Annotated in this window: 15 protein-coding genes and 1 pseudogene; 9 read left to right on the top strand and 7 right to left on the bottom strand. The window is 61.0% G+C overall.

The genetic code is table 11. The features are described from left to right. Positions 1–3 precede the first annotated feature (3 nt). Positions 4–2,094: a TonB-dependent siderophore receptor gene (locus CAY82_RS06980; RefSeq protein WP_087500561.1), complete on the bottom strand. Its 2,091-nt coding sequence runs from the start codon at positions 2,092–2,094 to the stop codon at positions 4–6. A 648-nt stretch (positions 2,095–2,742) separates the two neighbouring features. Between CAY82_RS06980 and CAY82_RS06975 the strand changes: the two genes are divergently transcribed. Then, entirely contained in the window at positions 2,743–3,567 is an 825-nt protein-coding gene (locus CAY82_RS06975) for an AraC family transcriptional regulator (RefSeq protein WP_087500560.1), read from the top strand. A 73-nt stretch (positions 3,568–3,640) separates the two neighbouring features. Further along, positions 3,641–4,027 (top strand): cupin domain-containing protein, encoded by a 387-nt coding sequence (locus tag CAY82_RS06970; protein ID WP_087500559.1) that lies wholly within the window; start codon positions 3,641–3,643, stop codon positions 4,025–4,027. Between the two features lie 407 nt (positions 4,028–4,434). Here CAY82_RS06970 and CAY82_RS06965 read toward each other — a convergent pair. Together CAY82_RS06965 and CAY82_RS06960 are read right to left on the bottom strand one after the other, a co-directional pair. Then, a pseudogene (locus CAY82_RS06965) lies at positions 4,435–4,768 on the bottom strand (integrase). Positions 4,769–4,800: 32 nt separating this feature from the next. Then, entirely contained in the window at positions 4,801–6,381 is a 1,581-nt protein-coding gene (locus CAY82_RS06960) for a sensor domain-containing diguanylate cyclase (protein ID WP_087500558.1), read from the bottom strand. A 159-nt stretch (positions 6,382–6,540) separates the two neighbouring features. On the opposite strand from CAY82_RS06960, the gene CAY82_RS26655 reads away from it, so the two are divergent. Further along, positions 6,541–6,693 (top strand): hypothetical protein, encoded by a 153-nt coding sequence (locus CAY82_RS26655; RefSeq protein WP_170931041.1) that lies wholly within the window; start codon positions 6,541–6,543, stop codon positions 6,691–6,693. Between the two features lie 126 nt (positions 6,694–6,819). On the opposite strand, the gene CAY82_RS06955 is transcribed toward CAY82_RS26655, so the two are convergent. The 3 genes from CAY82_RS06955 to CAY82_RS06945 are packed head-to-tail and all read right to left on the bottom strand — an operon-like array spanning position 6,820 to position 11,029. Further along, entirely contained in the window at positions 6,820–8,223 is a 1,404-nt protein-coding gene (locus CAY82_RS06955) for an ATP-binding protein (RefSeq protein WP_087500557.1), read from the bottom strand. After that, the gene (locus tag CAY82_RS06950; protein ID WP_087500556.1) at positions 8,220–10,034 is read right to left on the bottom strand and encodes a DAHL domain-containing protein; all 1,815 of its coding nucleotides are present in this window, start codon (positions 10,032–10,034) and stop codon (positions 8,220–8,222) included. The genes CAY82_RS06955 and CAY82_RS06950 overlap by 4 nt, the downstream gene beginning before the upstream one ends. Then, positions 10,031–11,029, bottom strand: coding sequence for a cytochrome-c peroxidase (locus CAY82_RS06945; RefSeq protein WP_087500555.1), 999 nt, complete (start codon positions 11,027–11,029; stop codon positions 10,031–10,033). Before CAY82_RS06945 ends, CAY82_RS06950 begins: the two co-directional genes overlap by 4 nt. A gap of 199 nt (positions 11,030–11,228) precedes the next feature. On the opposite strand from CAY82_RS06945, the gene CAY82_RS06940 reads away from it, so the two are divergent. Both CAY82_RS06940 and CAY82_RS26650 read left to right on the top strand, forming a co-directional pair. Continuing rightward, on the top strand, positions 11,229–12,602 hold the full coding sequence (locus CAY82_RS06940; protein ID WP_087500554.1) for an HD domain-containing phosphohydrolase: 1,374 nt from the start codon (positions 11,229–11,231) through the stop codon (positions 12,600–12,602). Positions 12,603–12,814: 212 nt separating this feature from the next. After that, the gene (locus CAY82_RS26650) at positions 12,815–12,988 is read left to right on the top strand and encodes a hypothetical protein (protein ID WP_170931043.1); all 174 of its coding nucleotides are present in this window, start codon (positions 12,815–12,817) and stop codon (positions 12,986–12,988) included. 120 nt (positions 12,989–13,108) lie between these two features. Here CAY82_RS26650 and CAY82_RS06930 read toward each other — a convergent pair whose 3' ends face one another. After that, on the bottom strand, positions 13,109–13,435 hold the full coding sequence (locus CAY82_RS06930; protein WP_256576231.1) for a hypothetical protein: 327 nt from the start codon (positions 13,433–13,435) through the stop codon (positions 13,109–13,111). 157 nt (positions 13,436–13,592) lie between these two features. Here CAY82_RS06930 and CAY82_RS26645 point away from each other — a divergent pair, with 157 nt between their 5' ends. The 4 genes from CAY82_RS26645 to CAY82_RS06915 all read left to right on the top strand — a co-directional run. Continuing rightward, positions 13,593–13,748, top strand: a complete 156-nt coding sequence (locus tag CAY82_RS26645) for a hypothetical protein (protein WP_170931040.1) — start codon at positions 13,593–13,595, stop codon at positions 13,746–13,748. 367 nt (positions 13,749–14,115) lie between these two features. After that, positions 14,116–14,484: a hypothetical protein gene (locus CAY82_RS06925; RefSeq protein ID WP_087500551.1), complete on the top strand. Its 369-nt coding sequence runs from the start codon at positions 14,116–14,118 to the stop codon at positions 14,482–14,484. 130 nt (positions 14,485–14,614) lie between these two features. Beyond that, entirely contained in the window at positions 14,615–14,944 is a 330-nt protein-coding gene (locus tag CAY82_RS06920) for a hypothetical protein (protein ID WP_087500550.1), read from the top strand. Between the two features lie 424 nt (positions 14,945–15,368). Beyond that, positions 15,369–25,500, top strand: a 10,132-nt coding sequence (locus CAY82_RS06915; protein WP_140399086.1) for an Ig-like domain-containing protein, incomplete at its 3' end; no start/stop codon positions are given.

Raw genomic sequence — 25,500 nt, 5'->3', positions numbered from 1 at the left:
AGCTCAAAGATTCAGGGTCAGGCTCACACTTAAGTTGCGCGGCTCCCCGGGCAGCACCCAGGAGCTGTTGTACGAGCGTTCGTAATACTTGCGGTCGAACAGGTTGTTGAGGTTCAGGCCGACGGTGACTTGTTCGCTGGCCTTGTAGTGCGCCAGAAGGTCGACCGTGCTGTAGGCGTCCAGGGTGAAGTCGCTGCCGGCCTGGCCTGAGCGTTCGCCAACGTAGTTCACCGCTGCGCCCACATCCGAGCCGCGCAGGGCGCCCTCCTGGAATTCATACACGCCCATCAGGCTGCCGCTGTTGCGGGCGATGCCCAGCAAGTCGCTGCCCTTGGGCAGGGCCGCGTCGCCTTTGGTGACTTCGGCGTCGATATAGGCGTAGGCACCGATCACCCGCAGCGCGTCGGTGAGCTGGCCGCTGAACTGCAGGTCCAGGCCTTGGCTGCGCGCCTCGCCGGCCGCCACGCTCTCGCCAAGTGCGTCGGTGGTGATGACGTTCTCCTTGTCGATGTGGAACAGGGCGATGGTCGCGCCCAGGCGGCTGTCGAGCAGGTCCAGCTTGACCCCTGTCTCGTAACCCAGGCCCTTTTCAGGTTTGTACACCTGGCCCTGAGTGCCGATGGTATTGGGTTTGAACGAGGTGGAGGCGTTGGCGAATACACCCACCTGCGGGGTCAGTTGGTACAGGACTCCGATGCGCGGTGTGGCGACCTCCTTTTCCTGGCTGTTGCTGACGCCAGTGGCGCGGTTTTGCGAAGTCTGCTCGAACCGCTCCAGACGCACGCCCAGCAGCCCGCGAAGGCGCTCGGTGAATGCGATCTGGTCTTGCAGGTTGAGTGCGTAGCTTTCGGTGTGCTCGAAGAAGTCGTTGGGCCGGGTGATGGCTGGCTTCGGCTTGCCGTAGACCGGGTTGTAGATGTCCAGCCCATACCCTGCGGAGGTGGCACTTTGTGGGTACTTCTGGCTGTTGCGGTAGTTTTCGTACTCCAGCCCGACCAAGGTCTGATGCTGCCAGCCGCCCAGCTCGAACTGGCCGTGCAGCTCGGCCTGGGTGATGTTGTCGTTCCATTCGAAGTCGCGTTCGCGATAGAAACGCGTGATGGTGGTGCCGACCAGGGCCTGGGGTTCGGAACTGTTGCCCTTGAGCGTCCCCTGGGTATAGTGGTTGGCCAGGCGCAGCTTCCAGTTGTCGTTGAGAACGTGTTCCAGTGCGACGTCGAGGGTCTGATTGTCGTTGCGGATCTCGCCGTCATTCGGCTCGCCAAGGAAGGTCGAGCGCTTGACCGAGCCCATTTCGCCATTGACCGCCGGAATGCCGCGGTCGAACACCGACTCAGTGCGGGAAAACTCGGTGTCGATCATCAGCCGGGTGTCGGGCGACAGTTGCCAGCTCAGGGAGGGGCTGACGATACGGCGTTCGCTGCCGACATAATCACGGAAGCTGTCGTTGTCCTCGACCGCGAGGTTGATCCGGCCCAGCAGATTGCCTTCGCTGTCCAGCGGCGAGTTGGCATCCAGGGCAGTGCGGTAGCGGTCCCAGCTGCCTGCGCTGAGGGTAAGGGTGCTGAAGGCTTCAGCCTGAGGGCGCTTGGTGACGATGTTGACCAGCCCGCCAGGGTCGCCACGGCCGTAGAGACTGGCAGCAGGGCCTTTGAGCACTTCGATGCGCTCGATGTTGGAGGTGTCGGGCGCGCTGTAGCTGCCGCGGTTGATGGCGAAACCGTTCTTGTACAGCTCGCCGGTGGTGAAACCGCGCACGCTGTAGTTGAGGAAGGTCAGGCCGCCGAAGTTGTTCTGCCGCGACACCCCACCGGCAAAGTCCAAGGCGCGGTCGATGCGGGTGGTGTTGAGGTCCTTGATTACCTGTGCAGGCACCACGTCGATGCTCTGCGGCGTGTCGCGAATGTCGGTATCGGTTCGGGTCGCCGTGGCCGAGCGGTTGGCACGATAGCCTTGCACCGGCCCGTCGACGCGCTCTTCGAGGTAGGCATCGGTGATCGAGGTTTCGTTCAGCAACAAGGGTTCCGCCGCTGAAATCGGCTGGCCGAACAAGCCTAAGGTCAGGCCGGCCAGAAGGGGGGCACGAGGGTTCACGTAAAGTCTCCATCTATCACGCTAAAACGTTGCATTTTTGCCCATCCTGACCTGGGTACTTACCTGCCCATCCGTGAGTTGATTGGCCTGTGCTGTCTGAACCAAGCGACACAGGCCGCACTGTTTACGCAGACGCCCGATGCGAGCGGCCTAGCTCGCGTCAGACCTGGACTGAATCTTGATGAAGAAATTTCATCAAACGGCTACGCATGGTATAGGATGTAATAACGTAACACTACTATCGTGCGCACAAATTTTTGGAGATGTAACTTAAAGGTGTTGTGTAGGGAACTTGGGAACCACCCCATCTACCGTCCTGTGCTGTTACACGACACCTCGGCGAACGTGTTCAAAAGGCTGTGAATGGACACCCCTAGGTGTCTACGAAACTACGGGCGATTCAGGCTTCTGGCCGATTTCAGCCGGTTGCCTACGGTCGGTTTGACTCCTTCCTTTGGTGGCCAGTCGTTTGCTCTCCCACTTTTAAGACGTAGACGAGGGTCTGCTTTGGGTCGATTGCAGTCACTCGCGACTGGCGGCTTTCGACCCGAAGCCGACATTGAGCGGAAATGGATTGGGTGCTCGCGTAATTCTGAAATAGGATGGAGCATCCTCATTTAAGATTGCGCACTAGCGGCAAGCATATTCATGGAACGAAAGGCAAACCCGTCATCCACCTCTGATTGGGTCATACGCAGCACTACACCTGGCAGTGTGGAGCGCATTGAAGCGTGGTTTGGGGGCCATGGCTACGACCCGCATCGTCACGATACATATTCGATAGGCCGTACCCTTTCCGGGGTTCAGAGCTTTCACTACAAGGGAGCGCTGTGCCACGGCGTGCCAGGCAACACACTTGTATTGCATCCCGACGAAGTGCATGACGGCATGGCTGGCACTGATGTGGGTTTTCGCTACCGGATGGCCTACATCGACCCGTCGCTGATACAGAACGTTCTCGGGGGAGAACCGTTGCCTTTCATTGCTGGCGGGCTCTCCTGCGACCCGCGCTTGTACCACGCCAGCGAGGCTTTCGTGCAGGCACTGGATCATCCTCTAGAAACACTAGAGGAACAGGACGCCGTTTATGACTTGGCAATGGCGCTTCGTGCAGTCGGCGGCAAGCCACGTGGCCGCAAACGTCTGGATTACCGCTCTGCCGAGCGTGCCAGGGAGTTCATCATGGAGCACCTTCAAGAGGGCATCACGCTGGAGATGCTGGAACAGGCGAGTGGGCGTGAGCAATGGAGCTTATCGCGAGACTTTCGGGCCCTCTACGGCACCAGCCCATACCGTTTTGTCACGCTAAGGCGCCTGGACTCTTTCCGCAGACTGATTCTGGATGGCTTCACACTGGTCGATGCCGCCCTCGCAGCAGGCTTTCATGATCAGAGCCACATGACCCGGCACTTCACGCGCACCTACGGCGTGCCGCCTATGCGTTGGCTGGAACGCTTACGCACTGTTCGCTGAGTTGCAGGATCGTACAAGAACAGCGCGCTTTCCATTCGATAGGCTGGCCACTCCAACTTAGAGAGGATCAGCTATGTCCAGCATGCATCAGCAATTGGTACCACAACCTGTGAATCTGACTCAGAAAGCTTCTCTAATCGAGCAGCAATGGAGTCCAAGGGTCGTCGCGGAAATGAACGACTACCAATTCAAGGTGGTACGCATCGAAGGTGAATTTATCTGGCATTCACACCCGGAAACTGATGAAGCTTTTCTAGTGCTTGAAGGTCTCTTGCGTATCGACCTCCCCGAGGGCTGCGTTCATGTGAAGCCGGGTGAACTGTATGTCGTGCCACGTGGTGTAGAGCACAGAACAGCGGCACAAACGGAAACAAAACTTATGATGATTGAGCCGCGAGGCGTGTTGAATACCGGTCATGAAGGCGGGGAGCGAACTGCGCTGAATGACATCTGGATCTGAGTCGACATCGAAAATAGTGGCTAGCCTCATCAGAACGTGAAGCGGACAGCTATCCGAGAAGGTGGCCGTTTGAACTGGCCTCATGATTTAAGAGCGCAGCTCTCACCGGTGTGGCATAGACCAGGAAGCTGGCGCACCTCGGTTCGGAGCCAGCTATCGGGCGATTAGGCCGGAACAGGCTAGAGAGCCCTGGTCAATGTCCGCTATGGGTCGAAAGCGGACAGCCAACGGCGGCTACCAGGTGATACCAATTTTGATACCACTGACGGGGAAATGAGGGGGGGCAGGAGGGGTGTTTTGCCGAATAAACTCAACCCCTTAGCACCGCCAGACACCCCTAGGAAACTGCATGGTGATGTTGGCGGTAGAAATCAAGTGCTTGTCCTGCGGGGGTTCCAGAGGTGTATTTAGGCCCTCTCGTCAGTTTTGGGCCAATTCTGGGCCAATTCGACTCGGGGGCGGCAGCTTCTCCAGCTCCCTCCAGTCCGAGGAGGAGCTGATCCATTTCGCGTAGGTAGAAAGCAACATCTCAACGCTGTGACCAAGCTGGCTGGCGATGAACGTGGGGTTCATCCCAGACATCAGGCACATGGTGGCGTAGGTGTGGCGGGTGTCGTACTGACGGCGTTCACGGATGTTCAGCGCCTTGAGCGCCGATTTGAAGTGGCGGATTGTAACACTTGGCTCGTTGATCCACAGCCCACCTTTGCTCGGCTGGAGCACAAATGGGCTGACTGACACATCGTGCGTAGCTCACTCTGGAGAAGCACCTGTCAGGACACTAGCTCGAGGGGCCTTGATTCTTGCTCTGCCACAACTTGGTTACGGCCTTGTTGTTTGGCACGGTAGAGGAGTTGATCTGCCCTATGGAATGCATCGTCCATCGAGCTGCCGGATCGCCAGAGCGCGACCCCCAGCGAAACAGTAATGTGACCAACAGCCTCCAAGGCAGTAGACGCGATCGAGAGGCGTAATCGCTCCGCGATGTCTACCGCCGCAGAGATTGAACTGTTGGGAATCAGCAAAACGAACTCTTCACCCCCTACGCGGCAAAGCAGATCGGTAGGCCTAGAGTTCTGTTTCATCAGTTCCGCAACAGCTTTGAGCGTCTCGTCACCGACATCGTGGCCAAAGGTATCGTTCACCTGCTTGAAATGATCAATGTCTACAGAAATCACCGCAATGGTCTTCTTCGACTCCTGCCAGGGTGCGAGTGTATCTTGCATTGCTCGACGGTTTGCTAGTCCGGTGAGTGGATCACTTTGAGCCTGACGGTTGAGTCTGCCGATTTTTTCCTGCAATAGGCTGACGCTAAGCAAAAGTGCCCGACGTAACTGCCAACTTTCCAGGTAGTCCCCAGGAATGGCGCTGATGCGCTCATAGCTTTCTGGTGCGTCCAGGCGTTTGGCGCTGTCCGCCAATCGGGATAACGGTTCGGAGATTTTCGACCCAGACCACCATATTATTAGCAAACCCAGAAGACCCAATGGCACGATCCCTTTAGCCACCTTTAGGGCAGTAACGCTTAAAGTACCCTGAACAACAGCCATTGGCTGTTGCGAGACAATACCCCAATGGCTGCTGGGTATACCCGCGTAACCAGCAAGCATTTCATTTCCATCCCGGTCGACTGCCTCGAGTGATCCATTGGCCTGACTCAGTGCAGCATCTACAATCCGATCACGGCCAATTAGTCTGCCGATTTGCTGAGAGTCAGGGTGGTAGAGTACACGCCGCTGGCTGTCCACGAGATAGACATAGGCCCCATTTTCCCGACGGTTCAAATCCATCAGCACTCGAAGCGTATTCTGCTGCTCCAACCTTAGAGTACCCCCTACTAGCCCGAGATACTGCCCATTGGTATCGAAGATCGGTTGGGATACGAACACCACTAAATTGCCAGAGATTGAGTGAAACGCATTACTGATCATTGGCTCGCGCCGCTCTAGCGGTTCACGGCTTTGCAGAGATTGGCCGTTTAGCTGCAACCGCTCTGGTGCAGATGCGACGATGGTACCGGTAGCGTCTGAAACAAGTACTGAGTTGAAGCTGTTGTCTTGCTCAAGCAACCGTCTAGCCTCGACAGCCAGCAGATGCCGGTCATGGAAGTTTCTTGAAACCACGGCAGAGCCATATTTAAGGCGGTCAAGATCAGAACTCAATACCCCCTCTACAGCGGTAGCTATTCGTGTGGCGTAAGTACGGTTGCTTTCCAGTGCGCTCTCAATAAGTTCTTGCTCTTGGGTCTGGAACATTACCCAGAATGTGTGGGCAAGAGTGGCAGCGGCACTGAACAGCACAAATGCGATAAGCACGATGCGTAGGTTTAATCTAGGTTTCTTCTGAGAAATCACTCGGTGTTCCATTAATATTCAGATCTAGCCTGCTGAAAACTCTGCCTCAGGGGAAGAAAGCACGTCCGGGCTCCTCTGACTCTTTGGCAACACCAGCAGTTCACAAAAACAGTAGTTAGTGTCTCATGCGCGAGCCCTCGCCACCAAGGAGGCCCCCTGTTGAGCATGCCTGGCACGCAAAAAACACAGTGGTTCACACAACTGCACGACGTCGAGGTGAACGGCACGGCCCAACTTGGCATCAACATCAACGGTGTCGAGGAGATCGACGGCTTGTTGTGTGTGCAGTCGTGGTGGTGCCGGAACGAGTGAGTCGCCGTGGGAAGGCTCGACAATGTGGGGCTGGATGCCAGGCGATCAGCTCGCCCCATAAGCACAGCCAAACGCAGGGCTCGATTTGCGACCGACTTGTGCCTAAATTGGGCACATCAATCGCTATCACAGCTCTGCGTTCTGCCGTACCGGCAGTTGTACGCGAAACGTTGTTCCGACGCCGACCTGGCTTGAAACGGTTATCTCTCCACCGTGTTTCTTTACAATGCCGTATGAAAGGGACAGGCCTAACCCGGTACCTTGACCGACGGGTTTGGTGGTGAAAAAAGGATCAAAGATTTTCTTAACGTTCTCCGGTGCTATCCCCGCGCCCGTATCTGTAACTTCGATGCACACCCAGGCGCCTTGATGAGCAGTGCCCAAGGTGATGGTGCCTCGCTCGGGGCCTATGGCTTGGGCGGCATTAACCACCAGGTTCATGATCACCTGGTTGATCTGCGACGGCAGGCATTCGATCTCGGGCAACGGCTGGTACCGCTTTACCACGTCTGCTTTGTATTTCAGCTCACTCGCGACGATGTTCAGAGTGGAGTCAATGCCCTGTTCCAGATTAGCCAATTGCCACTGCTGATTGTTGTCTACGCGCGAGAAGTCTTTGAGGTCTTTGACGATCTGCGCCACTCGACCGATTCCGTCCTTGGATTCCTTGATCAGGATGGGGATGTCTTCCATGAGGAATTCCAGGTCGGTCTGCTCGCCAAGTCTTTGCAAGGGCGCAGCGATTTCGCTTGGGCCGAGCATCAGTGCGGCCTGGCGATAGGCGTCGAGCGTCGCAACCAGTTGCTGGAAGTACCTTTCCAGAGTGCCCAGATTGGAGGACACGAATCCGATCGGGTTGTTGATCTCGTGCGCGACGCCAGCGGCCATCTGCCCCAACGAGGCGAGCTTCTCCGATTGCACCAGCTGGCTTTCCAGCTGCTTGCGCTCGTCTATCTCGCGCTGCAGCGCTTCACCGGCCTGGGTCAGTTGCTGGGTACGCTGTTCTACCCGTTGTTCGAGCTGGTGCATTTTCAGCAAGGCTCGTTGGGTCATTTCCCACTTGGTCAGCAAGGCGCTGGCCATTTGCTGGACTTCGATGTTGTCGAACGGTTTTTTCAGGATCAGCAGTCGGTCGTGCGCCTGCAGCCGGTCGAGCAACTCGTCCCAGGAGTAGTCCGAGTAGGCGGTGCACACGACTACCTGCAACAGCGGGTCCTCTTCCCACAGGTGCTCGATGGTTTGGGCTCCATCCCATCCGCCTGGCATTCGCATGTCGACGAAGGCCAACGCGTAGGGCTTGCGGTTTTGCAGTGCCTGCTTCAGCAGGCTGAGTCCCTCCTCACCGCCATAGGCTGAGTCGAGTTCGAATACCGGTCGTTCGTGCTTGACCTGCTCGCCAAATAACAGCCCCTCCATCTCGTCCAGCTCAGTGGTCTGCGACCTGGACGGGGAAAGGATCTTGCGAAAATCCTCGTGGATAGTCGGCATGTCATCGATCAGCAGGATCCGACGATTGGTCAGGTCACTCATGCAGGCTCCGTCACCGCGATTAGCGGGATCCGCAGGGTAAAGAGAGCACCCAGGCCAGGACCATCGCTGTGTGCGGTGAGGTGACCATTCATCTCGATGGCGGCCAGGGCGCAGCTGTGCAAGCCGAAGCCATGCCCGTCCTTGCGAGTGGTGAAGCCGTGGGCAAAGATCTTCTGCAGGTTTTCGGGAGCAATGCCTTCGCCTTCGTCCAGCACGCTAATTTCCAGAAGGACCCCATCAATGATGCAGGTCCTGAGGATCATCGTCCGCTGATCGCTGCCGGGGCCGGACATGGCGTACTTGGCGTTGCTGATAAGGTTGATCAGAATCAGCAGCAGCCGATGCCGGTCGCCCATCACCAGAGGCAGTTCGGCAAAGTCGCGCACCACCGTTACCTGGTGCCGGACCAGCGCTCCTGCGTTCATGCGCAGCGCGTCTTCGACCAGGTCGTTGACCGACAGCGGCTCTGGCACACTTTTGGCCCCGGCATAGGACTGCTGGGTGGCCACCACTTCCTTGATGTGGTCGATGCTCTTGTTCATCCGCTCCAGCTCGATCACGATCTCCTGCTGCTCGTTGGTGATCGCCTCGGTCAACTGGTTGAGGTAGCCGGGAAGCAACCGGCCTTTGGGGTCTTCGTCGAGAAAACGACCGATGTCACCGGCATGCTCGCGGAACAGTTGCATGGCCTTGCCCAGGCCCTGGGTTTTGCTACTGCGCAAAGTTCGAGCGATGAGATCAGAGGATGTGTTCACGCTGTTGAGCACGTTGCCCACGTTGTGCAACACATTGGTGGCGATCTCCGCCATACCAGCTTGGCGGGCAGCGTTGAACAGTTCGCTCTGAGCGTTTCTGAGTTCCAGGGTGCGATCCTCGACCCGCTGTTCCAGGACGTCATTGGAGGCCTGCAACGCGTTGTTGACCCGTCTTACCTCGGCGAAGCTCCGCACCAGTAGCGCAGCCAGGCAGATGACCGAAAACATCAGCAGGCCGGATAGCCACAAGGTGTAGAGATGGTATTTACGGTCGATCTTTTCAACCTGTTGTTGATTCCTGTCCAGGAGGTTGGTGATAGCATCCAGGCGTTCGGCGACGGGAATCGCCTCGATGTGCTCGAGAAGGCGGTTGACGATCGGTTGCTCGCGCAGGATCAATGCCACGTGATTGCTCAACAGATTGAGGGGCGTCTGAAACTCCTTGGGCAGGTTCTCCACGTTAACAGCTAAGGCGCCTAACCCCACCTCTATCTCTGCCGCCTTGTCCGCAGAGGTAACCTGTGCGAACTCCAGGGCACTTAGCAAGAGATCATAAGTGTCCGTGACGAATGCCTGTACTTCCTGCCGATTCGGGGGCGGCATTTTGTTTAGCTGGGCCTGAATACCGTCCTCGGCTGCGGGTAGAAAGGCCAACGAGTTTCGCAGCACGGCATTGTGCGATTTGAATTGCTCCACAAGCCGAGCCTTTTCCCCAAGCGCAGAGAGAAAACCGTCATGGGCATCACGCCACTGGTCTGAGTTGTCGCGGCCTTGTTCGGCTTCCCGCTTGTCGAAGCGTGCCCATAGCTGCTTCATTTCCTTGAGCGGGTTCACAAGTGGATCGTAATTATGGGAGATGGCTACCCGGGCCTTGAGCACTTCATTTTCCCATACAGCATCCTGTTGCTTGAGCTGACGAATAAGATCCCTGGATTCGTTGTAGGCCTGGGTCTGCTCTGACCCGGAATTCAGGTACAGGTACAGCAGCATGGACGACAGTACAAGGACCATCCCGCTGAATAGAATCAGGCTTATGCGCCGAGAAATTACCCTCATGGCTGAACCACGTTTTCAGCAGTGAGTGTTTTGAGGAACAGTATGATGAGCCTGCGGTCCTCGTCGGTTGGGATTCGCCCAAGCTGATACTGAAACATCACGTCAATCGCACGTTCAAGCGTAGGCGCCGAGCCATCGTGGAAATAGGGAGCGGTCATCGCCACGTTGCGCAGGCTCGGCACTTTGAACACCCCCCGGTCGGCTTCCTCTCCGGTCACGTTGAAGCGGCCTTGGTCTGCCTCGGTGGGGTTACCACGGTCAGCGATGTAGTCGCCGAACACGCCAAATTTCTGGAACATGTTGCCCCCAATATTTACTCCTTGGTGGCAGGCGATGCAGCCATAGTCCTTGAAGCGCTGGTAGCCGTATTTTTCCTCAAGGGTGAGAGCCTCGGTATCGCCCTGCAGGTAACGATCGAAGCGCGCGCCTGGGGTAAGAAGCGTCCTTTGGTAATCGGCCAACGCGGTCAGGATATTGTCCTTGGTCACAGCATCCGGGTAGGCGTCCTTAAACGCCTGACGGTAACGCTCGTCTCCGGCAATGCGCTGCTCGATCACGCCCCAGTCTCCACCCATCTCGTGAGTGCTGGTGATCACGGCATTCCCCTGCTCCTCGAGTGACTCGACCCGGCCATTCCAGAACTGTCGGAAATTGAGGCTGGCATTGAATACCGTTGGAGTATTGAGCTGCAGCGGCTGGCCATCGACCCCAACGGAAAACGCCCGGTCATCGGCCCCGTACTTGTCCAGACGGTGACAGCTGGTACAGGACAGGGTGCCGTTGAGCGACAGCCGTGGATCGTTGAACAACAGGCGGCCCAGCTCGACGCGCCCAGGCGCCAGAACCGGAATAGGTGGCAGCGGTTTGAGCGGTTCATCCAGAGGCTCGGCTCCGGCGTTCGAGCACAGCATGAGTAGCACCAGCGGGCTCAGGTAACGTCGCAAGCGCTCAAAGCGACGAACAGAAGTAAAGCAACAGGTATTGTGCGCGAACATCCGGGAGAATCCTTTGTCCCTTGGCTGACGGATACGCAGTTGGGTGGTGCCATGCCATCAGGTTAGATGCCTTCCGGATTTTTCGCCTGTCACCAGCCCCGTCTTGCCCCCGGCACCTATCGCAGAAAAATGATCTAGCCTTTGAACAGGCGTTCGTTGAACACGAGTGCCACCATCGATCGACCGCGTGAGGCCTGCCATGGAAGCGCAATCGACCCTGACCCCACCCTGTCGGCCAACCGTGTTGCTGGTAGACGACGAGGAGCCGATCCTCAACAGTCTGCGCCGGCTATTGCGTGGCCAACCCTATGACGTGTTGCTGGCGACCAGCGGCGAACAGGCTCTGGCGCTGATGGAAGAGGGCCCGGTGGACCTGGTGATGAGCGATGCGCGCATGCCGGGTATGGATGGCGCCACCTTGTTGGCGCAGATCCATCAGCGATACCCGTCGACCGTCAGGATCATGCTGACCGGCTATGCTGACCCAGGCGCGATCATCAAGGCTGTTAACGACGGTCGCATCCATCGTTACATCAGCAAGCCCTGGAACGACGACGAGATGTTGCTGACCTTGCGCCAGGCCTTGGAGCACCAGCATTCCGAACGTGAGCGCCAACGCCTGGAGCTGCTGACACGTCGGCAGAACGCCCAGTTGAGACTGCTCAATACCAACCTGGAGAAACGAGTTGCGGCACGTACTGCTGAGCTACAGCAGACCGCCGACATGCTCGACTTAGCCTATGAAGAACTGAAACACAGCTATGTTACCGGGACCGAAGTGTTCTCAATGTTGGCTAACCTGCGGCTGCCTCCAGCCAAGCAGACCAACCGGCAGATCATCGAACTGGTACGTTGCTACTGTAGGGTGCACGCCCTGGACGAGGCGACAAGTCGCGATCTGGCCATGGCTGCGGCGCTGTACAACATCGGCAAGTTGAGTTGGCCGGACAGCATGATCGCTGCCCCTTCGGACCTGCTGATGCACAGCGACCGCGAGCGCTACCGCGACTATCCTCGCCAAAGTGAAACACTGCTCATGACCCTTGAGCCTATGAAGGATGCCGCGCGTCTGATCCTGCACCACCAAGAACACTGGGACGGCAGCGGTTTCCCCGACCGACTTAAGGGCGAAGCTATCCCGTTCGGCGCCCGCTTGCTCAAGCTGGCCGTGGACTTCGTTGAGCTGCAACGGGGTTTGATTCTTGAACGACAGATGAACAGTGATGAGGCCTTGCTCTACCTGCGCAAATACGCCGGCCGGCTGTATGAACCGGCGCTACTGGAAGATTTCGTTGAAGTCTGCGCGTCGCTCCACAGCGATCTCACCCTGGTGGATCCTGACGTCCAGGTCTGCGCCACTCGCGACTTGGTACCGGGAATGGTGCTCGCGCGCAACCTGAATGCCGACAACGGCATGTTGCTGCTTAATGCCGGTAAGATTTTGAGCGCCGCGCTGGTGGAAAAACTGGTGGCTTTTGAATCTATGGAGGGTGGTAAATACTGCATTTTTGTCCGGATCCCTTCGGAGGAAGGTATGGCGCCTAGCACCAGACTTGGCTCCGTACTGAGTTGAGGTGCGTTGGAGCGTTGCAAACATTTGTGCGATAACCCCACGAGCACATGCAGCAGAGTACCTCCTGCAAGGCCGCTTTCATCCCATGGCGGAGAGGGCGATTTAAAGCTTGTTGAAAGGGGGCGACACGCCAATGATCTCGGCAGCGGGCGACGGGAATCGTGTATAGTGAGCTTCGGGTCTTTTTCTTGGCCCTAACCGAGGTAACAATTATGCACCCGACCTTCTCCCCAGAAACGCAGCGGGCCCATCAACGCTTGAGTGAGCAAATTGAAGTATTCATTCGTGATGGGGGCAATATTGAGCAGATCCCAACTGGTATGAGCGGTACATCGACAATGAAACCGAAGAACTCATGGCCGAGCGAGCGCACCGCCAAGGTTTAAGGCACGCAAGCAACACCGAGATTCGGCTGACTCATGCCTCAAAGAAATGCCCGGCTATAAGCTGGGCATTTATAATGATTTGATAGTTAAATCTGGCGTGGCAAGTACTAGATAATCTCCTCAAGTGTAATGGTGAGGGTAAAGCTTCATATCGTATTCCAGTTTCTCCGCATCAGTCACCCGTTTGCGAACCTCGGCATAAAATTGCTGGCTGTGATTCTGAAATCTTTTATAGTTTTGCGCACTTGCTCTCAGGGCTGCCTTAAGCGCGTGTCCGCTCAGGCCCTCAGCTTTTTTTTGAGAAGTCAAATATTTTTGCCAGCTGTTTTCTACTTGCAAGAGTCCTTGTGCAAGCGCTTGCGTCTCTATTGTCGCCATTGGTTCATCCTCTTCAAGACCAATTCTGGCCAGGTGGTATGGATCGCTAGAGCGACGATGTAGAGGCATGGTGCTGAGGCCATCGAAAAAGCGCCCGAACCTGCAGCTTAGCTTGTATGTAGTGCTTGGGGGCAATTCAGCGCCAAGCGGCATCTGGCGCATGTGTTTCGGCGGAGAGTGACGGGGATTGCGCCTGGCAAAATCAACACATCCCCATGGTTGCGCCATGATGGAACGGGAATTGCTGGAACTCTGGGGCATCGATCATGCGGAGTACGCAGAAATGACTCAGAATGACCGCTACTACATGATCTTCGTTGTGGTTGCTGTGCTGGTGCTGGATCTGGCGGCGACTTTTGTGTTTCTGAAGGTCATCGCCTGACCCCCATTTCTGGGCCAGCACACCCGAAATCGGGGTCATCTGCAGGGTGACAATCCGGTTTGGGACAAGTACTGCCCGCCCTCTGGCTGGTTCATGGCCCCACTGCACCGCGAGCCCTGCGTCGACCGCCAGCTGAAATCTCGCACAAGAAAACCAGCGGCGTGGTTCTGCCTGAACATCCCCGGTCCAACATAAGCACAGCCTGGCTGGAGGGACGCACACGTAGCCCGTTCTGCAACCGATATTGCAAACAGGTATATTGCCCGACTGACATTGAGCAGTAACATGAACAAGTGAAAACCAAAAAAGGGATGGGGCTTGGCAACACTTTCTCAAGTTGTTCGATGGGGCAGCAGGAGCGTGTCGCATGAAGAACTCAAGATCGGTAGCAGGCGTAATACTGATGTCCTCATTCGCCGCACTGTTCGTCGTAGGCTGCTCACATGACCCCGATGTGCGTAAGGGCCATGGGTATGCGTCTGGAGCCACAGAAAGAAGTTCGCCGGCGTACCTGGGATGCGTCAAAAGCGAACTTCAAGGGAATGTGAAAACCTACCAGGTCGATGGCGATAACTCGGTCAAGCTGTTCGTCGATAGCACCGACCCCAACAAGGCAGGTGGCCTGGTCGAAGTGCGGGAAACGGGAACCGGGCATCACTTTACGGCCTATCAACGCGATGCCTGGTACGACCATGGCAGGCTGCTGGACGCCGCGCTGATGTGTTCAAAAGCATGATCAACTGACCGTCAAGCACAAAAAGCCCGCCCATGAGTGCGGGCTTTTTGCATTTGCCTGTCCCAGGCGCAATAATCCACCCATTTGAATGGAGAGCACGGTGTTGGAATCGAGAAGTGTTGTCGCTGAAATGTTCATTGGAATGCCGGTGCACTTCTGGGTGTTGCCGGCTGCCGGCCTGATCGCCTGGTTCGGTCTGAAATGGGCCGAGCAATCCGATAAACGCGCCGCTACGCTGCGGACTGTGACCTACCTGCTGCTCATCGCACTGGCTGTATTGCCCAACGGCTTTTATACACTGTTTCCACCTTCACCCGACATGCCCAAGCTGAATCGCGAACCGCTACCCAACTACGAAGGCCGCTTTTACTTGGACGCTTTCTACGTGTTTAGTGGGTGGGCACTGAGCAAAGTGGCCAAGCTCAAGTTTATCTGGAATAAGTCCGAAAAAGCCGCTTGACTGTCGGGTCTGACTGGGATCTTGTCTCAGGTCGGCTCGATTTCGAACGGGTCATTGAAATAAATCCATCTATCTTGCTGTCGATTTTACATGCCTGCGTTCATTTGAGTGGGCCCAGTGGGAAGTACTATCCGTTCGCACCTATCGAAATGGGAGAAGGTGCTTTCACTCATGGCTCCCCAAAATCCGATCAACTTTCATTCCCGATCAAGAAGTAATTTGCGTTTTTTGACGATGGAACGCATAGAAGCGGCTCGTCAGGGCTGATAAGCCCTTGCATTGTGCCACATGGAACATCTAGATCGGGAGCAGTCTTCCCGAACTATTTATAATAGCCTGACTGGCGTTTTATGAGGGGCGTGCTATTTCTGGAGATTACTAGTGCGATCGCTCGGTCGTGCCGTTGACAAAAGGACTGTCAGCTATGTCGATTCAGGCCAAGGTATCTCCCCTCGCTCAAAGTGTTACTTCTGCCGCCCCCATCGCAATCCCCAGCAACGGAATACTGACTCTCACCCAGAGCAGTAACGTTGTTCTGGATGTTGCTCCCGAAAGTGTGATGGGTTACGCAAAAAGCGGTGCCGATCTGATCGTACAACTGAAGTCCGGCGAAAACCTGCGCATTGCCAACTTCTATGTCGAGGGGCAGCCTGTAAGTCAGTTGTACCTGGTAGAGCGGGACAAACTGCTGGCCGTCGACCTGCCGCCGGTCGCTGGTGATGGGCCGCTGATTGCGGGCTATGTGCCGCAGGAAAGCCTGGCCGGGTTCGAGTCGCTTACAGCCGCCGATGGTACCACTGCCGGGCTAAGCCCCGGGGGGGCACTGCTGGCTGGCGCTGCGATCATCGGTGGCGGCGTCGCGATCGCCAACAGCAACAGCGGTGGCGGTGGCGGTGGCGGCAGTGATGATGGCGGTGTGCCGCCTGACACCACGGCCCCAGCGCCGGCCAGCGGCCTGCAGATTGCCACGGATGGCAGCAGCATCAGCGGCACCGCCGAGCCGGGCGCTACCGTGGGCATCGACAGCAACGGCGACGGGCAAACGGACGTCAGCGTGGTGGTTGGCCCTGACGGCAACTTCCAGATCCCATTGAACCCGCCACTTACCAACGGCGAAACGGTTTCTGTGGTGGTGACCGATCCTGCTGGCAACAGCAGCCCGGCCGCGACCGTGCAGGCCCCAGACTTCCCCGATGCGCCGCAGATCAACCCGAGCAACGGCACCAGCCTCAGCGGCACCGCCGAGCCGGGCAGCACCGTGGTCCTTACCGACGGCAACGGCAACCCGATCGGCCAGACCACCGCCGACGGCAACGGCAATTGGTCGTACACCCCGGACAGCCAACTGCCCGATGGCACGGTAGTCGAGGCAGTGGTCGAGGATGCAGCCGGCAACAGCAGCCCGCCCGCCAGCATCATCATCGATGGTGTGGCGCCATCGGCACCTGTGATCGACCCGAGCAACGGTATCGAGCTCAGCGGGACCGCCGAGGCGGGCAGCAGCGTTACTCTCACCGATGGCAGCGGCAACCCGATCGGCCAGACCACCGCCGATGGCAACGGCGTCTGGAGCTACACCCCCGCGACGCCGCTGCCCGACGGCACAGTGGTCAACGCCACCGCAACTGATCCGGCCGGTAACACCAGCGGGCAGGGCAGTACCACGGTGGACGGCGTGGCCCCCGGCGCGCCCACCATCAACCTGAGCGATGGCAGCAGCCTCAGTGGCACCGCCGAGCCAGGTAGCACCGTGGTCCTCACCGACAGCAACGGCAACCCCATCGGCCACACTACGGCCGACGGCAGTGGCAACTGGTATTACCCCACGGATAGCCAACTTCCCGATGGCACGGTGGTCAACGCGGTGGTCGAGGATGCCGCCGGCAACAGCAGCCCGCCAGCCAGCACCACCATTGATGGCGTGGCACCGTCGGCACCCTCGATCAATCCGAGCAACGGTACCGAGCTTAGCGGTATCGCAGAGCCGAACAGTACCGTGACCCTCACTGATGGTGGCGGTAACCCGATCGGCCAGGCGACGGCCGATGGCAGTGGTAACTGGAGCTTTACCCCGACCACGCCGATCGCTGATGGAACGGTGGTCAACGTGGTGGCCCAGGACGCAGCCGGCAATACCAGCGCACCGTCGAGCACCACAGTGGATTCGCAGGCCCCGGCCGCGCCAGTGGTCGAGCCGAGTAACGGCAGCGAAATCAGCGGCACCGCGGAGCCTGGCAGCACCGTCACCCTGACCGATGGCAGCGGCAACCCCATCGGCGAGACGACCGCCGACGGCAACGGCGACTGGAGTTTTACCCCAGGTACCCCGCTGGCCAACGGCACTGTGGTCAACGCCACGGCGACCGACCCGGCCGGCAACACCAGCGGGCAGGGCAGCACCACGGTGGACGGCGTGGCCCCCGGCGCGCCCACCATAAATCTGAGTAACGGCAGCAGCCTCAGCGGCACCGCCGAGCCGAACAGCACGGTGACCCTCACCGATGGCAGTGGTAATCCGATTGGTGAAGTCACCACCGACGGCAGTGGCAACTGGACCTACACCCCAACCACGCCGATCGCTGATGGCACTGTGATCAACGTGGTGGCCCAAGACGCGGCCGGCAACACTAGCGCTCCGACGAGTACCACAGTGGACTCCCAGGCCCCGGCCGCTCCCGCGATCAACCCGAGCAACGGCACCGCGATCAGTGGCACCGCCGAACCGGGCAGCACCGTGACCCTGACCGATGGCAGCGGTAACCCGATCGGCCAGATCACCGCCGACGGCAGCGGCAACTGGAGTTTCACCCCCGGCACGCCGTTGGCCAACGGCACCGTGGTGAACGCCACCGCGACCGACCCGACCGGCAACACCGGTCCGCAGGCCACCACCACGGTAGACTCGGTGGCCCCGGCCGCGCCGGTGGTCGAGCCGAGTAACGGCAGCGAAATCAGCGGCACCGCGGAGCCTGGCAGCACCGTCACCCTGACCGATGGCAGCGGCAACCCCATCGGCGAGACGACCGCCGACGGCAACGGCGACTGGAGCTTTACCCCAGGTACCCCGCTGGCCAACGGCACTGTGGTCAACGCCACGGCGACCGACCCGGCCGGCAACACCAGCGGGCAGGGCAGCACCACGGTGGACGGCGTGGCCCCCGGCGCGCCCACCATAAATCTGAGTAACGGCAGCAGCCTCAGCGGCACCGCCGAGCCGAACAGCACGGTGACCCTCACCGATGGCAGTGGTAATCCGATTGGTGAAGTCACCACCGACGGCAGTGGCAACTGGACCTACACCCCAACCACGCCGATCGCTGATGGCACTGTGATCAACGTGGTGGCCCAAGACGCGGCCGGCAACACTAGCGCTCCGACGAGTACCACAGTGGACTCCCAGGCCCCGGCCGCTCCCGCGATCAACCCGAGCAACGGCACCGCGATCAGTGGCACCGCCGAACCGGGCAGCACCGTGACCCTGACCGATGGCAGCGGTAACCCGATCGGCCAGATCACCGCCGACGGCAGCGGCAACTGGAGTTTCACCCCCGGCACGCCGTTGGCCAACGGCACCGTGGTGAACGCCACCGCGACCGACCCGACCGGCAACACCGGTCCGCAGGCCACCACCACGGTAGACTCGGTGGCCCCGGCCGCGCCGGTGGTCGAGCCGAGTAACGGCAGCGAAATCAGCGGCACCGCGGAGCCTGGCAGCACCGTCACCCTGACCGATGGCAGCGGCAACCCCATCGGCGAGACGACCGCCGACGGCAACGGCGACTGGAGCTTTACCCCTGGTACGCCGCTGGCCAACGGCACCGTGGTCAACGCCACGGCGACCGACCCGGCCGGCAACACCAGCGGGCAGGGCAGCACCACGGTTGACGGCGTGGCCCCCGGCGCGCCCACCATAAATCTGAGTAACGGCAGCAGCCTCAGCGGTACCGCCGAGCCGAACAGCACGGTGACCCTCACCGATGGTAGCGGCAATCTGATCGGCCAGGCGACGGCCGATAGCGGTGGCAACTGGACCTACACCCCAACCACGCCGATCGCTGATGGCACTGTGATCAACGTGGTGGCCCAGGACGCGGCCGGCAACACTAGCGCTCCGACGAGTACCACAGTGGACTCCCAGGCCCCGGCCGCTCCCGCGATCAACCCGAGCAACGGCACCACGATCAGTGGCACCGCCGAACCGGGCAGCACCGTGACCCTGACCGATGGCAGCGGTAACCCGATCGGGCAGATCACCGCCGATGGCAGTGGCAACTGGAGTTTCACCCCCGGCACGCCGCTGGCCAACGGCACCGTGGTAAACGCCACCGCGACCGATCCGACCGGTAACACCGGCCCGCAGGCCACCACCACGGTGGACTCGGTGGCCCCGGCCGCGCCGGTGGTCGAGCCGAGCAACGGCACGGAAATCAGTGGTACTGCTGAAGCTGGCGCGACGGTCATCCTGACCGACGGCGGCGGCAACCCGATCGGCGAGACGACCACCGATGGCAGCGGTAACTGGTCGTTCACGCCCGTTACGCCGCTGGCCAACGGCACCGTGGTTAACGCCACGGCGACCGACCCGGCTGGCAACACCAGCGGGCCGACCAGCGTCACCGTCGACGCCATCGCCCCACCTGCACCGATCATCAACCTGAGCGATGGCAGCAGCCTCAGCGGTACCGCCGAGCCGAACAGCACGGTGACCCTCACCGATGGCAGTGGTAATCCGATTGGCGAAGTCATCGCCGACGGTAGCGGCAACTGGAGCTTCACCCCAGCCACGCCGCTGCCCAATGGCACGGTGGTCAATGCCACGGCAAGCGACCCGGCCGGCAACACCGGCCCGGCAGCGACGGTCACCGTCGACGCCAGCGCGCCGGCTGCACCAATCATCAATCCGAGCAACGGCACCACGATCAGTGGCGCCGCCGAACCGGGCAGCACCGTGACCCTGACCGATGGCAGCGGTAACCCGATCGGCCAGATCACCGCCGACGGCAGCGGCAACTGGAGCTTCACCCCAGCCACGCCGCTGCCCAATGGTACAGTGGTCAATGTCACGGCAAGCGACCCGACCGGCAATACCGGTCCGCAGGCCACCACCACGGTGGACTCGGTGGCCCCGGCCGCGCCGGTGGTCGAACCGAGTAACGGCAGCGAAATCAGCGGCACCGCCGAAGCCGGGGCCAAAGTGATCCTCACCGACGGCAGCGGCAACCCCATCGGCGAGACCACCGCCGACGGCAATGGCGACTGGAGCTTCACCCCGGCCACACCGCTGGCCAACGGCACGGTGGTGAACGCCGTAGCCCAGGATCCGGCTGGCAATACCAGTGGGCCGAGCAGCGTCACTGTTGACGCCATCGCGCCGCCTGCGCCAATCATCAACCCGAGCAACGGCACGGTGATCAACGGTACCGCCGAGCCGAACAGCACGGTGACCCTCACCGATGGCAGTGGTAATCCGATTGGTGAAGTCACCACCGACGGCAGTGGCAACTGGAGCTTCACTCCGGGTGCGCCACTGCCCAGTGGCACGGTGGTCAATGTCACGGCGAGTGATCCGGCCGGCAACGCCGGCCCGGCAGCGACGGTCACCGTCGACGCCAGCGCGCCGGCTGCACCAATCATCAATCCGAGCAACGGCGTGACCATCAGCGGTACGGCTGAAGCGGGCGCCACCGTGACCCTGACCGATGGCAGTGGTAACCCGATCGGCCAGATCACCGCCGACGGCAGCGGCAACTGGAGTTTCACCCCCGGCACGCCGTTGGCCAACGGCACCGTGGTAAACGCCACCGCGACCGACCCGACCGGCAACACCGGTCCGCAGGCCACCACCACGGTGGACTCGGTGGCCCCGGCCGCGCCGGTGGTCGAGCCGAGCAACGGCAGCGAAATCAGCGGCACCGCGGAGCCTGGCAGCACCGTCACCCTGACCGATGGCAGCGGCAACCCCATCGGCGAGACGACCGCCGATGGCAATGGCGACTGGAGCTTCACCCCGGCCACACCGCTGGCTAACGGCACGGTGATCAACGCCGTAGCCCAGGATCCGGCTGGCAACGCCAGTGGGCCGAGCAGCGTCACTGTTGACGCCATCGCTCCAGCTGCACCGATCATCAACCTGAGCGATGGCAGCAGCCTTAGCGGTACCGCCGAGCCGAACAGCACGGTGACCCTCGCCGATGGCAGTGGTAATCCGATTGGCGAAGTCATCGCCGACGGCAGCGGCAACTGGAGCTTCACCCCAGCCACGCCGCTGCCCAATGGCACTGTGGTCAATGCCACGGCAAGCGACCCGGCCGGCAACACCGGCCCGGCAGCGACGGTCACCATCGACGCCAGCGCGCCGGCTGCACCAATCATCAATCCGAGCAACGGCGTGACCATCAGCGGTACGGCTGAAGCGGGTGCCACCGTGACCCTGACCGACGCCGGTGGCAACCCGATTGGGCAGATCACCGCCGACGGCAGTGGTAACTGGAGTTTCACCCCCGGCACGCCGTTGGCCAACGGCACCGTGGTGAACGCCACCGCGACCGATCCGACCGGCAACACCGGTTCTCAGGCCACCACCACGGTGGACTCGGTGGCCCCGACTGCGCCAGTGGTCGAGCCGAGTAACGGCAGCGAAATCAGCGGCACCGCCGAAGCCGGGGCCAAGGTGATCCTCACCGACGGCAGCGGCAACCCGATCGGCGAGACTACCGCCGACGGCAATGGTGACTGGAGCTTCACCCCGGCCACACCGTTGGCCAACGGCACGGTGATCAACGCCGTAGCCCAGGATCCGGCTGGCAATACCAGTGGGCCGAGCAGCGTCACTGTTGACGCCATCGCCCCAGCCGCACCGACCATCAACCTGAGCGATGGCAGCAGCCTCAGCGGCACCGCCGAGCCGAACAGCACGGTGACCCTGACCGATGGCAGCGGCAATCCGATCGGCCAGGTGATGGCTGATGGCAGCGGCAATTGGAGCTTCACCCCAGCCACGCCGCTGCCCAATGGTACTGTGGTCAATGCCACGGCGAGCGACCCGGCCGGCAACACCGGCCCGGCAGCGACGGTCACCGTCGACGCCAGCGCGCCGGCTGCACCAATCATCAATCCGAGCAACGGCGTGACCATCAGCGGTACGGCTGAAGCGGGCGCCACCGTGACCCTGACCGATGGCAGTGGCAACCCGATCGGCCAGATCACCGCCGACGGCAGCGGCAACTGGAGTTTCACCCCCGGCACGCCGTTGGCCAACGGCACCGTGGTGAACGCCACCGCGACCGATCCGACCGGCAACACCGGTCCGCAGGCCACCACCACGGTGGACACGGTGGCCCCGGCCGCGCCGGTGGTCGAGCCGAGTAACGGCAGCGAAATCAGCGGCACCGCCGAAGCCGGGGCCAAGGTGATCCTCACCGATGGCAGCGGCAACCTCATCGGCGAGACCACCGCCGACGGCAATGGCGACTGGAGTTTCACCCCGGCCACACCGCTGGCCAACGGCACGGTGGTGAACGCCGTGGCCCAGGACCCGGCCGGCAACACCGGCCCGCAGGGCAGCACCACAGTGGACTCGGTGGCACCCGCCGCGCCGGTGGTCAACCCGAGCAACGGCACGGTGATCAACGGTACCGCCGAACCGAACAGCACCGTGGCCCTCACCGACGGCAATGGTAATCCGATTGGCCAGATCACCGCCGACGGCAGCGGTAACTGGAGCTTCACTCCAGCAACGGCGCTGCCCAATGGCACCGTGGTCAACGCCACGGCGACCGATGCCGCCGGCAATACCGGCAATCCTGGTGGTACCACCGTGGACTCGTCGCTGCCGTCGATTCCGCAGGTCGAGCCGAGTAATGGCTCGGTGATCAGCGGCACCGCCGATGCGGGCAACACCATTATCCTCACCGATGGGAACGGCAACCCGATCGGCCAGGTCACTGCCGACGGCAGCGGCAACTGGTCGTTCACGCCCGGCATACCGTTGCCGGATGGCACCGTGGTCAACGCGGTGGCGCGCAACCCCGGTGGGACCGAAAGTGCGCCGGCGGTCATTACCGTGGATGGCGTGGCGCCGGCGGCGCCGGTGGTCGAGCCGAGCAATGGCAGCGAGATCAGTGGTACCGCCGAAGCCGGGGCCAAGGTGATCCTCACCGATGGCAGCGGCAACCCCATCGGCGAGACGACCGCCGATGGCAGCGGTAACTGGTCGTTCACGCCCCTTACGCCGCTGGTTAACGGCACGTTGATCAACGCCGTAGCCCAGGATCCGGCTGGCAATACCAGTGGGCCGAGCAGCGTCACTGTTGACGCCATCGCGCCAGCCGCACCGATCATCAACCTGAGCGATGGCAGCAGCCTCAGCGGTACCGCCGAGCCGAACAGCACGGTGACCCTCACCGATGGCAGTGGTAATCCGATTGGCGAAGTCATCGCCGACGGTAGCGGCAATTGGAGCTTCACCCCAGCCACGCCACTGCCTAATGGCACAGTGGTCAATGCCACGGCGAGCGACCCGGCCGGCAACACCGGCCCGGCAGCGACGGTCACGGTCGACGCCAGCGCGCCGGCTGCACCAATCATCAATCCGAGCAACGGCACCACGATCAGTGGCACCGCGGAGTCTGGTAGCACCGTCACCCTGACCGATGGCAGCGGTAACCCGATTGGCCAGATCACTGCCGACGGCAGTGGCAACTGGAGTTTCACACCGGGCACGCCGTTGGCCAACGGCACCGTGGTGAACGCCACCGCGACTGATCCGACCGGCAACACCGGTCCTCAGGCCACCACCACGGTGGACTCGGTGGCCCCGACTGCGCCAGTGATCGAGCCGAGCAACGGCAGCGAGATCAGTGGTACCGCCGAAGCCGGGGCCAAGGTGATCCTCACCGATGGCAGCGGCAACCCCATCGGCGAGACGACCGCCGATGGCAACGGCGACTGGAGCTTCACCCCGGCCACACCGCTGGCCAACGGCACGGTGATCAACGCCGTAGCCCAGGATCCGGCTGGCAATACCAGTGGGCCGAGCAGCATCACTGTTGACGCCATCGCTCCAGCTGCACCGATCATCAACCTGAGCGATGGCAGCAGCCTTAGCGGTACCGCCGAGCCGAACAGCACGGTGACCCTCGCCGATGGCAGTGGTAATCCGATTGGCGAAGTCATCGCCGACGGCAGCGGCAACTGGAGCTTCACCCCAGCCACGCCGCTGCCCAATGGCACTGTGGTCAATGCCACGGCAAGCGACCCGGCCGGCAACACCGGCCCGGCAGCGACGGTCACCATCGACGCCAGCGCGCCGGCTGCACCAATCATCAATCCGAGCAACGGCGTGACCATCAGCGGTACGGCTGAAGCGGGTGCCACCGTGACCCTGACCGACGCCGGTGGCAACCCGATTGGGCAGATCACCGCCGACGGCAGTGGTAACTGGAGTTTCACACCGGGCAGCCCGTTACCCAACGGCACCGTGGTAAACGTCACCGCGACCGACCCGACCGGCAACACCGGCCCGCAGGCCACCACCACGGTGGACTCGGTGGCCCCGGCCGCGCCGGTGGTCGAGCCGAGTAACGGCAGCGAAATCAGCGGCACCGCGGAGCCTGGCAGCACCGTCACTCTGACCGATGGCAGCGGCAACCCCATCGGCGAGACGACCGCCGACGGCAACGGCGACTGGAGCTTTACCCCTGGTACCCCGCTGGCCAACGGCACCGTGGTCAACGCCACGGCGACCGACTCGGCCGGCAACACCAGCGGGCAGGGCAGCACCACGGTGGACGGCGTGGCCCCCGGCGCGCCCACCATAAATCTGAGTAACGGCAGCAGCCTCAGCGGTACCGCCGAGCCGAACAGCACGGTGACCCTCACCGATGGCAGTGGTAATCCGATTGGCGAAGTCATCGCCGACGGCAGCGGCAATTGGAGCTTCACCCCAGCCACGCCGCTGCCCAATGGCACGGTGGTCAATGCCACGGCAAGCGACCCGGCCGGCAACACCGGCCCGGCAGCGACGGTCACCGTCGACGCCAGCGCGCCGGCTGCACCAATCATCAATCCAAGCAACGGCACCACGATCAGTGGCACCGCCGAACCGGGCAGCACCGTGACCCTGACCGATGGCAGCGGCAACCCGATCGGCCAGATCACCGCCGACGGCAGTGGCAACTGGAGTTTCACACCGGGCACGCCGCTGGCCAACGGCACCGTGGTGAACGCCACCGCGACTGATCCGACCGGCAACACCGGTCCTCAGGCCACCACCACGGTGGACTCGGTGGCCCCGACTGCGCCAGTGGTCGAGCCGAGCAACGGCAGCGAAATCAGCGGCACCGCCGAAGCCGGGGCCAAGGTGATCCTCACCGACGGCAGCGGCAACCCGATCGGCGAGACGACCGCCGATGGCAACGGCGACTGGAGTTTCACCCCGGCCACACCGCTGGCCAACGGCACGGTGGTGAACGCCGTGGCCCAGGACCCGGCCGGCAACACCGGCCCGCAGGGCAGCACCACAGTGGACTCGGTGGCACCCGCCGCGCCGGTGGTCA

This window comes from Pseudomonas sp. SID14000, assembly GCF_002165135.1.
Classification (GTDB): domain Bacteria; phylum Pseudomonadota; class Gammaproteobacteria; order Pseudomonadales; family Pseudomonadaceae; genus Aquipseudomonas.
The sequence above is the reverse complement of the archived record's forward strand: the minus strand, read 5'-3'. Positions and strand labels throughout refer to the sequence as shown.

Coding starts and splice junctions, on each gene's coding strand:
- CAY82_RS06975 (WP_087500560.1), top strand. CDS start 2,743: ATGGAACGAAAGGCAAACCCGTCATCCACCTCTGATTGGGTCATACGC.
- CAY82_RS06970 (WP_087500559.1), top strand. CDS start 3,641: ATGTCCAGCATGCATCAGCAATTGGTACCACAACCTGTGAATCTGACT.
- CAY82_RS06955 (WP_087500557.1), bottom strand. CDS start 8,223: ATGAGTGACCTGACCAATCGTCGGATCCTGCTGATCGATGACATGCCG.
- CAY82_RS06950 (WP_087500556.1), bottom strand. CDS start 10,034: ATGAGGGTAATTTCTCGGCGCATAAGCCTGATTCTATTCAGCGGGATG.
- CAY82_RS06945 (WP_087500555.1), bottom strand. CDS start 11,029: ATGTTCGCGCACAATACCTGTTGCTTTACTTCTGTTCGTCGCTTTGAG.
- CAY82_RS06940 (WP_087500554.1), top strand. CDS start 11,229: ATGGAAGCGCAATCGACCCTGACCCCACCCTGTCGGCCAACCGTGTTG.
- CAY82_RS26650 (WP_170931043.1), top strand. CDS start 12,815: ATGCACCCGACCTTCTCCCCAGAAACGCAGCGGGCCCATCAACGCTTG.
- CAY82_RS06930 (WP_256576231.1), bottom strand. CDS start 13,435: ATGCCTCTACATCGTCGCTCTAGCGATCCATACCACCTGGCCAGAATT.
- CAY82_RS26645 (WP_170931040.1), top strand. CDS start 13,593: ATGATGGAACGGGAATTGCTGGAACTCTGGGGCATCGATCATGCGGAG.
- CAY82_RS06925 (WP_087500551.1), top strand. CDS start 14,116: ATGAAGAACTCAAGATCGGTAGCAGGCGTAATACTGATGTCCTCATTC.
- CAY82_RS06920 (WP_087500550.1), top strand. CDS start 14,615: ATGTTCATTGGAATGCCGGTGCACTTCTGGGTGTTGCCGGCTGCCGGC.